The 11,778-nt window shown below is 49.1% G+C and carries 11 protein-coding genes and 2 tRNA genes; 12 read left to right on the top strand and 1 reads right to left on the bottom strand.

Annotation, left to right across the window (positions count from 1 at the left end; translation table 11 throughout):
- Positions 1-27: 27 nt before the first annotated feature.
- A complete protein-coding gene (locus DWY89_RS13675; RefSeq protein WP_118472560.1) occupies positions 28-1,173 on the bottom strand; it encodes a putative ABC transporter permease in 1,146 nt (381 codons plus the stop codon).
- Positions 1,174-1,502: 329 nt separating this feature from the next.
- On the opposite strand from DWY89_RS13675, the gene DWY89_RS13670 reads away from it, so the two are divergent.
- The 12 genes from DWY89_RS13670 to DWY89_RS13615 all read left to right on the top strand — a co-directional run bounded on the left by DWY89_RS13670 (position 1,503) and on the right by DWY89_RS13615 (position 11,700).
- Positions 1,503-3,056 (top strand): ABC-F family ATP-binding cassette domain-containing protein, encoded by a 1,554-nt coding sequence (locus tag DWY89_RS13670; protein ID WP_118524173.1) that lies wholly within the window; start codon positions 1,503-1,505, stop codon positions 3,054-3,056.
- A gap of 516 nt (positions 3,057-3,572) precedes the next feature.
- Entirely contained in the window at positions 3,573-4,574 is a 1,002-nt protein-coding gene (locus DWY89_RS13665) for a rod shape-determining protein (RefSeq protein WP_022359104.1), read from the top strand.
- Positions 4,575-4,607: 33 nt separating this feature from the next.
- Complete coding sequence (locus tag DWY89_RS13660; RefSeq protein WP_118524174.1) at positions 4,608-6,974, top strand: ATP-dependent RecD-like DNA helicase; 2,367 nt, start codon at positions 4,608-4,610, stop codon at positions 6,972-6,974.
- The gene (locus tag DWY89_RS13655) at positions 6,971-7,720 is read left to right on the top strand and encodes a ComF family protein (protein ID WP_243022840.1); all 750 of its coding nucleotides are present in this window, start codon (positions 6,971-6,973) and stop codon (positions 7,718-7,720) included. The genes DWY89_RS13660 and DWY89_RS13655 overlap by 4 nt, the downstream gene beginning before the upstream one ends.
- A 187-nt stretch (positions 7,721-7,907) precedes the next feature.
- Positions 7,908-8,750 carry a YcxB family protein gene (locus DWY89_RS13650; protein ID WP_118523075.1) on the top strand — a complete coding sequence of 281 codons (843 nt, stop codon included), beginning with the start codon at positions 7,908-7,910 and terminating at the stop codon, positions 8,748-8,750.
- A 242-nt stretch (positions 8,751-8,992) separates the two neighbouring features.
- Positions 8,993-9,157 (top strand): 50S ribosomal protein L33, encoded by a 165-nt coding sequence (rpmG, locus tag DWY89_RS13645; RefSeq protein WP_207722866.1) that lies wholly within the window; start codon positions 8,993-8,995, stop codon positions 9,155-9,157.
- A gap of 58 nt (positions 9,158-9,215) precedes the next feature.
- Positions 9,216-9,419: a preprotein translocase subunit SecE gene (secE, locus tag DWY89_RS13640; RefSeq protein WP_022359100.1), complete on the top strand. Its 204-nt coding sequence runs from the start codon at positions 9,216-9,218 to the stop codon at positions 9,417-9,419.
- A 17-nt stretch (positions 9,420-9,436) separates the two neighbouring features.
- Positions 9,437-9,955: a transcription termination/antitermination protein NusG gene (gene nusG / locus DWY89_RS13635; protein WP_022359099.1), complete on the top strand. Its 519-nt coding sequence runs from the start codon at positions 9,437-9,439 to the stop codon at positions 9,953-9,955.
- 69 nt (positions 9,956-10,024) lie between these two features.
- Positions 10,025-10,450: a 50S ribosomal protein L11 gene (gene rplK / locus DWY89_RS13630; protein ID WP_022359098.1), complete on the top strand. Its 426-nt coding sequence runs from the start codon at positions 10,025-10,027 to the stop codon at positions 10,448-10,450.
- Between the two features lie 67 nt (positions 10,451-10,517).
- Positions 10,518-11,213 carry a 50S ribosomal protein L1 gene (rplA, locus tag DWY89_RS13625; RefSeq protein WP_022359097.1) on the top strand — a complete coding sequence of 232 codons (696 nt, stop codon included), beginning with the start codon at positions 10,518-10,520 and terminating at the stop codon, positions 11,211-11,213.
- Between the two features lie 268 nt (positions 11,214-11,481).
- Positions 11,482-11,567: transfer RNA gene (locus DWY89_RS13620), tRNA-Ser, on the top strand.
- Positions 11,568-11,611: 44 nt separating this feature from the next.
- Positions 11,612-11,700, top strand: a tRNA-Ser gene (locus DWY89_RS13615).
- Positions 11,701-11,778 lie beyond the last annotated feature (78 nt).

Here is an 11,778-nt window from a genome sequence, read left to right as displayed (position 1 = left end):
GTTCCTAAAAGAAATAGGACCATTCGTTCATGCGAAAGGTCCTATTTTTGTGCTATTTTGTTCTTTTAATTCTTTCAACGCCGCTGCAAATTTCGACGAAACCGCAGTAGGATTTCCTCTCAGCAGCCCGCGGCGGTAGAAGGCATGGAGCTTTTTAGCCGGGCGCAGGGACTGGCGGCGGTGTTTGAGTTCTTCTAACCGGGTGCTCAGGCGGGTGAGGCGGTTGTCGAAGGCGATGCGGGCATCGACTTCGGTGCGGACTTCGGCAATGCGCTCGTTGACGCGCTGTTTGGCAGCTTCGATGCGTTCTGCGTTTTCTGCTTTGGCAGCTTCGATGCGGGAGGTGGTTTCTTCTCGAACATCGGACAGGCGTTTTTCGGCGAGTGCCTTGGTCTCAGCCAGGCGCTCTTTGTGTTCGGTGGCAGCCGCCTGCAGCTGTCTGGCAGTCTCGGCGCGTGCGGTTGCCAGGCGTTCTTCGGCGTCACTGCGGACGGCGGCAAGTCTGCGGGCGGCTTCTGCCTGGGCGGCTGCCAGTTTTTCGGCTGTTTCTTCACGGGTCAGGGCGCCGCGCTCAATGGCTTCCTCACGCAGCAGCTCGATCTTGGACTGGAGCTCTTCGATATCGGCTTTGAGCTTCGTCATAGCTTCCAGCGTATGACCCAGAGCCAGGGCTGCCTTGATGGATTCGTAAGCATCGGCGGTGAAAAGAACGCTGATGACGAAATCGCAGATGAGCAGGATAACCGGAGGAACCGCAAGCACAGTGCGGGCGATCGGATCATGGATGACATCGGTCATAAAGATGGTTAAAAATCCCCACGCGATCGAGGAACTCAGGCAGATATAGCCGTGCAGCTGGAACGGCTGGCTGCTGTAATCCCAGTAGCGGACCTTGAATAGGCGTTCCATGACGGCGCCGGTGACATATTCAAGCGCCGTGGCGGCGATAAAACCGGAAATATAGACGAGCGGCAGGCTGTCCCGCACCGGCAGGGACACCCAGAGCATCATCACCGCGCCGGAACCGTAGAGCGGCAGCATCGGAAGCCGCAGAAATCCGCGGTTGACGAGCCGTTTCTGTTTCAGGGAAACATAAGTCGATTCGAAAATCCACCCTAAAAAGCAGTATACATAGAAAAAAGCTAGCCATTGGTACCAGGTATAGGTATACATAAAACCTCCTTTAGAAAATCAAGTCATTTTCTCATTGGTTGAAAAACGTATCTAAAATGAAGTTGTTTCTTATCTTACTATATAAATCTAGAAAAGTTCAAGGCATCTGGGTAAAAAAAGATAATTCCAAAATCTCCGCTTGCCACAAAAGCACGCTTCGTGTACAATAAATCGAAGTCGGCTTTGCCACAGACAGCAGGCAGACGTACAGAAAGCAAATCTTATATGAAGTGGAGTTGTTTTCCAGGATAAAATTTGCAGAAAAACAAAGAACAATTCAACAAATACAAACAATTTACAATAAAAAGAAAAATAGGAGAGGTACACACGTGAGTATACTGAATGTAGAACATTTAAGCCACGGTTTTGGTGACCGGGCGATTTTTCAGGATGTTTCGTTCCGCCTGTTAAAGGGTGAGCACATCGGTCTGATCGGTGCGAACGGCGAGGGTAAATCGACGTTTATGAATATTATTACCGGGCATATGCAGCCGGACGAGGGAAAAGTAGAGTGGTCAAAGCGGGTGCGCGTCGGCTATCTGGATCAGCACACGGTGCTGGAAAAAGGCATGACGATCCGCGAGGTTTTGAAGAGCGCATTTTCCTTCCTGTTTGAGCTGGAAGTGCAGATGAATGAAATCTGCGACCATCTGGGCGAGGCATCGGAGGATGAGATGAACGTGATGATGGAAGAGCTGGGAACGATCCAGGATCTTCTGATGAGCCACGATTTTTATTCCATCGATGCGAAGGTGGAGGAAGTCGGACGTGCGCTGGGGCTGACCGACATCGGTCTGGACCGCGATGTAACGGATTTGAGCGGCGGACAGAGAACGAAGGTACTGCTCGGGAAATTGCTTCTGGAAAAGCCAGATATCTTGTTGCTGGACGAGCCGACGAACTATCTGGATGTGCAGCACATCGAGTGGCTGAAACGGTATTTGCAGGAATATGAAAATGCGTTCATCCTGATTTCACACGATGTTCCGTTCTTAAATAGCGTAGTAAATATCATTTATCATATGGAAAATCAGCGGCTTGACCGCTATGTGGGCGATTACGACAAGTTTCTCGAGGTGCACGAGGCGAAGAAAGCGCAGCTCGAGGCAGCGTATAAGCGTCAGCAGCAGGAGATCGCGCAGCTGCAGGATTTTGTGGCACGCAATAAAGCGCGTGTTTCCACGCGAAATATGGCGATGTCCCGCCAGAAAAAGTTGGATAAAATGGATGTGATCGAACTGGCGAAGGAAAAACCGAAGCCAGAGTTCAACTTCCTGGAGGCGAGAGCCTCCGGAAAATGTATTTTTGAGACGGAGGATCTGGTGATCGGTTACGACGAGCCACTCTCCCGTCCGCTGAACCTCTATATGGAGCGCGGCGAGAAGATTGCGATGGTCGGTGCCAACGGAATTGGAAAGACGACGCTTTTAAAGAGTATTTTAGGTTTGATTCCAGCAGTGTCCGGCAAGGTGACGCTGGGCGATTATCTCTCCATCGGCTATTTCGAACAGGAGATGGCGCCGGGCAATACGACGACCTGCATCGATGAGATCTGGAAAGAATTTCCGTCCTACACCCAGTACCAGGTGCGTTCCGCACTGGCAAAATGCGGTCTGACGACCCAGCACATCGAGAGCCAGGTGCGCGTGCTCAGCGGTGGCGAGCAGGCAAAAGTGCGCCTGTGTAAGCTGATCAACCGCGAGACGAACCTTCTGCTTCTCGACGAGCCGACGAACCACCTGGACGTTGAGGCGAAGGAGGAGTTAAAGCGTGCGCTGGCGGCGTACAAAGGAAATATCCTTCTGATCTGCCATGAACCGGATTTCTATGAGGGATTCGCAACGAAGGTCTGGGACTGCAGTGAGTGGAGTCTGAAAATATAAGAAAAAAATGTTTTTCAGCGTACCCCAACATTCAGTATAGAGCCCTTTTTCTAAGGTGTCTGGCACTGACAAAAAACAGGAACGCCATCGGCTGAGAGTCCGACGGCATTCCTGTTTTTCTTAAATTGGGAATGGTAGGTATATATAAAAAAGAAATTGGCTTAGGGGGGCCGGACGATTTGTATCGTCCGGTATGAGTATGAAAAAGCTTTTTTATTTCAAGTAACACTTGAAACAAAGGCCTGTTACCCTTTCGGATAACATACTTGTATTATAGGAGAAACTTGTGACTAAAATATGTCCCTTTCATAAAAAAAATATAAAGTCCATAAAAAAATAAAAACCTCTTTCAAAAGAATCGAAAGTTGTATATAATAGTAAGTGGTATAGTCCGCTCTAAAACAATGCGCGGGCTGGATGGCAGCGAAAAAAGCTGAAATAAAGAAGATAAAATACAATGAAACTCATAGATTTATGTACTCAAGAGTGCATATTTAGAGCAGGAGGAAAACAACTATGTTGATGTCCAATGATATTGGTATCGATCTGGGTACAGCCAGCATCCTTGTATATATCAAGGGAAAAGGTGTCGTACTGAAAGAGCCGTCCGTAGTGGCGATCGATCGGGATACGAATAAGATCATGGCGATCGGCGAGGAAGCCCGCCTGATGATCGGCAGAACCCCTGGCAATATCGTAGCGGTCCGTCCGTTGCGCCAGGGGGTTATTTCAGATTATACAGTGACAGAGAAGATGATGAAATATTTCATCAACAAGGCAGTCGGCAAGAAGACACTCCGCAAGCCGCGTATCAGCGTCTGCATCCCGAGCGGTGCGACCGAGGTAGAGCGCAAGGCGGTTGAGGATGCGACTTACCAGGCTGGCGCACGCGAGGTTTCGATCATCGAGGAGCCGGTAGCAGCTGCGATCGGCGCTGGTATCGATATTTCCAAGGCGTGCGGCAACATGATCGTAGATATTGGTGGTGGTACGGCAGATATCGCCGTTATTTCTCTGGGCGGTACCGTAGTCAGCACTTCTATTAAAGTGGCTGGTGATGACTTCGACGAGGCACTGGTCCGTTACATGAGAAAGAAACACAATCTTTTGATCGGTGAGAGAACCGCTGAGGAGATTAAGATAAATATCGGTGCGGCATACCGCCGTCCGGAGGTAATCACGATGGAAGTGCGCGGACGAAATCTGGTTACCGGACTTCCGAAGACGATCGTTGTCACATCCGACGAGACGCTGGAAGCGCTGCGCGAGCCGGCACTCCAGATCGTAGATGCCGTTCACAACGTACTCGAGCGGACGCCGCCGGAATTGGCAGCCGACATTTTTGACCGTGGTATCGTACTGACAGGCGGCGGCGCACTGTTAAGCGGTCTGGATGCCCTGATCGAGGAGAAAACTGGCATTTCCACGATGATCGCAGAGGATCCGCTGACCGCAGTTGCGATCGGAACTGGTAAGTTTATCGAGTTTGCACACGGCGAGAAGAAAAACTACGATTAAAGAGAACCGCCGGAAGGCGGATAGCATAAAAATATGGCAGCAGTTAAAGGATATATTGAAAAAATAAAATACCGCAATGAGGACAATGGCTATACGGTTCTCTCTATCAGCGGCTTGGACGACGGGGAGGAATATGTGCTGGTTGGCACTTTTTCCTACATCGCAGAGGGCGAGATGATCGAGGCGAGCGGGCGTATGACCGAGCATCCGATTTACGGGGAACAGATGGCGGTGGAAAGCTATGAGCTGAAAGCGCCTGAGGATACTGTTTCCATGGAACGATATTTAGGCTCCGGCGCCATCAAAGGCGTCGGGGCTGCTTTAGCTTCCAGGATTGTTAAAAAATTTAAGGCGGATACATTCCGCATCATGGAAGAAGAGCCGGAACGCCTCGCGGAGGTCAAGGGAATCAGTGAAAAAATGGCGATGTCCATCGGTGAACAGGTCGAGGAAAAGCGCGATATGCGCCAGGCGATGATGTTTCTGCAAAATTATGGCATTTCCATCAATCTGGCGGTTAAAATCTACCAGGAATACGGTCCGGCAATGTACACGATTCTCCAGAACAATCCGTATAAGCTGGCGGACGATATTCCGGGCGTCGGTTTTAAGATGGCAGACGAGATCGCGGCGAAGATAGGAATCGTGGCAGATTCGGATTTCCGCATCAAGAGCGGCATCCTGTATACACTCTATCAGGCGACGGCGAACGGGCACACATACCTGCCGGAGGACGAGCTGGCGGATCGGGCGGCAAAGCTTCTACAGGTTGAGATTTCCGAGATTGACAAGCATCTGATGGATATGCAGATGGATAAACGGCTGGTGATCCGGGAGAGGAAACAGCAGAAAACAGCAGAAATGGATGTTTTTGTTCAGGCGGAATCGGCAGTGTCGGGGCAGATGCAGCCGCAGCCAGATGTTTTGGGTGAACCGAATGCATCAAATGTATCAAATATAGCAAACGCCCCGGAACGCGCCGTTTATGCATCACACTACTATTATACCGAGCTAAACACCGCCCGCATGCTGCACGACTTAAACATCACTGGTTCCGAATCGGAAGAACAGATTCGGAAAAGTCTGGCAGCCATCCAGAAAGAGGAACAGATCGAGCTGGATGAACTGCAGATCCGCGCGGTGATTGAGGCGGTCAACTGCGGACTTTTGGTAATCACGGGCGGTCCGGGTACCGGAAAAACGACGACGATCAACACGATCATCCGGTATTTTGAAAAGGGCGACATGGATATCCTGCTGGCAGCTCCGACCGGACGCGCAGCAAAAAGGATGACCGAGGCGACAGGCTATGAGGCGAAGACGATTCACCGCCTGTTAGAGCTGACGGGAATGCCAGAGGAGGATGAGAAGAGCCGGACGACTTCGATGCACTTTGAGCGGAACGAGGACAATCCGCTGGAAGCTGATGTCATCATTATCGATGAAATGTCGATGGTGGATATCAATCTGATGCATTCACTGCTCCGGGCGGTCAATGTCGGCACACGTCTGATTCTGGTAGGTGATGTGGATCAGCTTCCGAGTGTCGGACCGGGCAATGTCCTGCGTGATATCATCGAGTCAGAGTGTTTCCATGTGGTAAAGCTAACCCGGATTTTCCGGCAGGCGGCGCAGAGCGATATTATCGTCAACGCCCACCGCATCAATGCCGGAGAGCGCATTCCGAACGGAAAGTCAAGCAGGGATTTCCTCTTTATAAAGCGTGATGATCCGAATGCGATCATCAATGCAATGATCACGCTGGTACGTGAAAAACTGCCGAATTACGTCCATGCCGATTTGTTTGAGGTACAGGTCATGACGCCGATGCGGAAGGGAGTGCTGGGATCGATACGGTTAAATTCCATTTTGCAGGAATTTTTAAATCCGCCATCGGCAGAAAAGGCGGAAAAAGAGTATGGCGAGACGACGTTTCGTGTGGGCGACAAGGTCATGCAGATCAAGAACAATTACCAGATTGAGTGGACCTCCTACAACCGCAGCGGCATCCCGGTGGACAAGGGAGCCGGCGTGTTCAACGGGGATCTTGGGCGCATCCGCGAGATCAATACCTTTGCGGAGCTGGTAACCGTGGAGTATGATGAGGGAAAACGTGTCGAGTACAGCTTCAAGCAGCTGGAGGAGCTGGAATTGGCATATGCGATCACGATCCACAAGTCGCAGGGAAGCGAGTATCCGGCGGTCGTGATTCCGGTCTGGAGCGGACCGCAGATGCTGATGACGCGGAATCTGATTTACACGGCGGTTACAAGGGCAAGAGCCTGTGTCTGCCTGGTCGGTGTCCCGTATGTGTTTCAGCAGATGGTGGACAATGCGATGGAACAGAAGCGCTATTCGGGACTGCGCGACCGCATTGAAGAAATTATGGAGACATTGTGATAAAAAATATAAAATGGAATCAATTCCCCCGCGCCGCTCTGGATGCGCTATATCCAAGGCGCTGCCCGGTCTGCGGGGAGATCGTGACGCCGAAGGGCGGGCTTATCTGTTCTTCGTGTCTTTTGAGGCTTTCGCCTGTCAAATCGCCGGTTTGTCAGAAATGTGGAAAAGAAGTTTGGAGTGAAGAAATCGAATATTGTCCAGACTGTGTGAAACACCGCCGGTCATTTGCGCGTGGGATGGCACTCTTTAACTATACGGAGGAAGCTGCGCGCTCGATGGCAGCGGTTAAATATAAAAATAAGAGGGAATATCTCGATTTTTATGCCGAAGCTGCAGCGGAAAAGCTGAGGCAGCATGAAAATCGGGAGGAGTGGCAGTTTGATGGTCTGGTTCCCGTTCCGGTCCACCCGGCGCGGAAACGGAAACGCGGTTTCAATCAGGCGGAGGTTCTGGCAAAGCGGATGGGCGAGCGGCTGGAAATGCCGGTGTACCCGGAATTTTTATATCGGATACGAAATACAGAACCCCTGAAAGAGCTGAATCCAGATGAACGGCTCCGGAATTTACAGCAGGCGTTTCAGGCAGATGCGGAGGCAATCCGGGCAAGTGGTGTGCAAAACGTGCTTCTCGTGGATGATATTTATACGACTGGAAGCACGGCGGAAGCGTGTACCCGGGCGCTTCTGTCTGCGGGGATCGAAAAAGTCTGTTTTTTTGCCGTTTGTATTGGACAAGGACGCTAAAGTGGGATATGATAGAGAAGATAGGCAGAGGAAAGCCTTATAAGTGGAAATACTCCGGCATTTCTGGATGAAAAGAATAGTAGAAAGCATTTGAATCTAAAAGTTTGCGGGAGAGGCAAAAGGAGGTTCAGGAGACGGAAGGAATGCGGGGGGAGATTTCAAGTAAGAAAGAAAAGGAGTAAAAAGAATGCAGGAATTTGAATATCGCCTGGAAAAGGAAGATTATAAAAACTGGATTCACTGGAACGTGCTTAAGCATGAGTCCAAGAAAATGAAGATGGTGTCGGCACTCTTATATGTCGCATTTTTAGCTCTCTTTCTGGGAAAAAATGTGATGCAGGCAAAGGGCAATCTGGTTCTTCTTGTACCGTCCATCGTGATAGCGGTGCTGGTCGGCATCGGCATGTTTTACATGATTTCAAACCAGAACCAGGAGCGGATGATCTGGAAACGGAGCGGACTTAAAAATTTGGAAAAGACGGGCAATTTCCCAGTCGTACATCTGACGCTGGATGAGAAGACACTGACCATGACGGTTGCGGCACAGGAGATGACCAAGACTTACAGCTACAGCGACATTGAGCAGATGGTTGAGATTGAGCGGATGTATCTGCTTGAGACGAACGAGAAAACCTGGCAGTTTATCGCCAAGTCGGCATTTTCCAGCGAGGAAGAGCAAAAGCGGTTTGAGACATTCATGAATGAAAAGCTTGCGGATGCCAAGGAAAACCCGGAAGAATATCCATCCGTGACAAAAAATCCGGAAAATGCGGAGAACCAGGAGGGCGGCGCCCTGCATCAGAACGCCGCGCTTGAGGATGATGTTGTGGAAGCTGATGAGCCGGAGATCACCCGCGTGGATACAAGCCATATGGGTAAGATTGGAAAAATGGCGCATTTTATCGGAAGCCAGGCGGCAGATGAGGAAGAAACCGATGAGCCTGAAAAGGCGGAGCCGGATACCACAGACAGTCATGAAAATGTGGAAGAAAAGACAGATGCTGTAAACGAGGAGAAAATGGACGAGTAAACCTTTCTGATTGTTTTATAGCATCTGAAATACGAGGCGCGGGCAGAATCTGGTTCTAGCCTGCACTAAGTGAAAACGATATCTATAATATAAAAGAGGCGGCGAATGTCGGCAAGTTATTGCTTGACGCGCCGCTTCTTTTATGATATAGTAGACGGGCGAATGGAAGAACATAGGTCTTTTTTTTATGCTCAAAAACCAGATTTCCGGTTGGAGAGTGGAAAGATCGCATACTAAGAAAAATGGAGGTGGAAGTTGTGCGTACAAGAATTACACTGGCATGCACAGAATGCAAGCAGCGCAATTACAACATGACCAAGGATAAGAAAACTCATCCGGACAGAATGGAAACCAAAAAGTACTGCAGATTCTGTAAGACACACACGTTACACAAAGAGACGAAGTAAGAGTAACTGGTTGGTTCTGCGCGATCGGGCATCTGCCTGAGCGCTTTGGAGGACAAAAATGGGTGATACAGAAAATACCAAAAAAGCTCCTAAAAAGAGTTTCTGGAAAGGTCTAAAAGCTGAGTACAAAAGGATCATCTGGCCTGACAAAGAGACAGTTACGAAGCAGACTGGAGCGGTCATCGCCGTTTCCGTTGCGCTGGGACTTATCATTGCGGCTCTTGACACGGCAATCGTGTTTGGACTGCACTTCGTTATGTAAAGGCAAAGGTGAGAAATATGGCAGAAGCAAATTGGTATGTAGTGCATACTTATTCCGGCTATGAAAACAAAGTAAAGGTTGACATCGAAAAGACGATCGAGAACCGGAACCTTCAGGATCAGATCTTAGAGGTTTCCGTGCCGATGCAGGAAGTTATCGAAGTCAAGAATGGAGCCAATAAACAGGTTGCCAAGAAGATGTTTCCCGGATACGTACTGATCAACATGGTTATGAATGATGATACCTGGTACGTAGTACGCAACACCCGCGGAGTGACCGGGTTTGTTGGTCCGGGCTCCAAACCGGTTCCTTTGACGGAAGAGGAGATGGCCGGTCTCGGATTTAAGGAAACCGGCGTTGTCGTTGACTTTGAGGTCGGCGACACGGTTGTTGTAACGACAGGGGCATGGAAAGATACCGTTGGTGTTATCGAGTCCATCAACGAGGAAAGACAGACCCTGACGATTCGTGTAGAACTGTTTGGCCGTGAGACACCGGTTGAACTGAACTTCACAGAGATCAAGAAGATGATGTAAAGAGGTTCATTTATGAGCCTGTGGGAGGGAAATCCCCGCAATTACCACAATTTATAGGAGGTGCCAACAATGGCAAAGAAAGTTACAGGATATATTAAATTACAGATTCCTGCTGGAAAGGCTACACCAGCTCCGCCAGTAGGTCCGGCTCTTGGACAGCACGGTGTAAACATCGTACAGTTCACGAAAGAGTTCAACGCTAAGACAGCAGACCAGGGCGATATGATCATCCCGGTTGTTATTACTGTATATGCTGACAGAAGCTTCAGCTTCATCACAAAGACTCCGCCGGCTGCCGTTTTGTTAAAGAAAGCTTGCAAGATTAAATCCGGTTCCGCTACACCGAACAAGACTAAGGTAGCTAGCATCTCGAAAGAGGATCTGCAGAAGATCGCAGAATTAAAGATGCCTGACTTAAATGCAGCAAGCCTTGAAGCTGCTATGAGCATGATCGCTGGTACAGCAAGAAGTATGGGTATCACAGTTGCCGAGTAATTTTCGGGATGTTTATCAGTAACGTGGGAGGGAATTCCCCGACAATACCACTAGGAGGTTTTTTATAATGAAAAGAGGAAAAAGATACGTAGAGGCTGCTAAATTAGTAGATCGCGCAAGCCTTTATGAAGCTGCAGATGCCATCTCCATCGTGAAGAAGGCTGCAGGTGCTAAATTCGATGAAACCGTAGAACTTCATATCAGAACTGGTTGTGACGGCCGTCATGCTGATCAGCAGATCCGTGGTGCAGTTGTACTGCCGCACGGAACTGGTAAGACCGTTCGTATCCTTGTATTTGCTAAGGGACCGAAGGCAGAAGAGGCTCAGGCTGCAGGCGCAGATTTCGTAGGCGCTGAGGAGCTGATCCCGAAGATCCAGAACGAGGGATGGTTAGACTTCGACGTAGTAGTAGCTACTCCGGACATGATGGGCGTTGTAGGACGTCTTGGTCGTGTACTTGGACCGAAGGGCTTAATGCCGAACCCGAAGGCTGGTACTGTTACTATGGATGTAACCAAAGCTATCAATGATATCAAAGCCGGTAAGATCGAGTACAGACTTGATAAGACTAACATTATCCACGTGCCAGTAGGTAAAGCTTCCTTCACAGAGGAGCAGTTAGCGGACAACTTCCAGACGCTTATTGACGCTATCCTGAAGGCAAAACCAGCTACCTTAAAGGGCGCTTACTTAAAGAGTGTAACCATGACTTCTACCATGGGCCCGGGCGTTAAGCTGAACGTAGGTAAGCTGATTGGCTAATCAGAAGACGTTATAGAATCAAGAGGATGAGGGACTTTTGGGTCTTTCGTCCTCTTTTTTTCGATTGTCGAAAAAATATAAATAAAGTCAAAAAAACAGTTGACTTTATACTTTAGTAGTGATAAAATATGCTCTGTTGCCGCTGAGAAAGCGGAAACGAAAATTAAAGAGTCAAGACGCACAGGTGATTGTGAAAACTTTCAAAAAGAAAGTGAAAAAGTCCTTGACAAAAATGAATATCCATTATATAATGGTTAAGCACATTTTTGGAGAGATATCGAAGCGGTCATAACGAGGCGGTCTTGAAAACCGTTTGTCCGAAAGGGCGCGTGGGTTCGAATCCCACTCTCTCCGTTTCAAAAACGGTTATTAATTTCATAAGATATGAAAATCAACCTGCAGAAGTACCCAAGAGGTTGAAGGGGCTCCCCTGGAAAGGGAGTAGGTCGTTAGTAGCGGCGCGAGGGTTCAAATCCCTCCTTCTGCGTTCGATGCGAAAGCATCAGGAACCTTGAAAACTGAACAGTATGTAAAACCCTGAAAATTCTAAGAACAAAGGCTTTTG

This window comes from Clostridium sp. AF27-5AA (assembly GCF_003478415.1).
In the GTDB taxonomy this organism is placed as follows: Bacteria; Bacillota; Clostridia; order Lachnospirales; family Lachnospiraceae; genus Otoolea; species Otoolea fessa.
Note: the sequence above shows the minus strand (reverse complement) of the source record. Positions and strands in the feature narration are given on the sequence as shown.

Bases quoted from the DNA above. Each gene is read 5' to 3' on its own strand.
- DWY89_RS13660 (WP_118524174.1), top strand. From the start codon at position 4,608: ATGGCAGCAGTTAAAGGATATATTGAAAAAATAAAATACCGCAATGAG.
- rpmG (WP_207722866.1), top strand. From the start codon at position 8,993: ATGGAGGTGGAAGTTGTGCGTACAAGAATTACACTGGCATGCACAGAA.
- rplK (WP_022359098.1), top strand. From the start codon at position 10,025: ATGGCAAAGAAAGTTACAGGATATATTAAATTACAGATTCCTGCTGGA.
- DWY89_RS13665 (WP_022359104.1), top strand. From the start codon at position 3,573: ATGTTGATGTCCAATGATATTGGTATCGATCTGGGTACAGCCAGCATC.
- nusG (WP_022359099.1), top strand. From the start codon at position 9,437: ATGGCAGAAGCAAATTGGTATGTAGTGCATACTTATTCCGGCTATGAA.
- secE (WP_022359100.1), top strand. From the start codon at position 9,216: ATGGGTGATACAGAAAATACCAAAAAAGCTCCTAAAAAGAGTTTCTGG.
- DWY89_RS13650 (WP_118523075.1), top strand. From the start codon at position 7,908: ATGCAGGAATTTGAATATCGCCTGGAAAAGGAAGATTATAAAAACTGG.
- rplA (WP_022359097.1), top strand. From the start codon at position 10,518: ATGAAAAGAGGAAAAAGATACGTAGAGGCTGCTAAATTAGTAGATCGC.
- DWY89_RS13675 (WP_118472560.1), bottom strand. From the start codon at position 1,173: ATGTATACCTATACCTGGTACCAATGGCTAGCTTTTTTCTATGTATAC.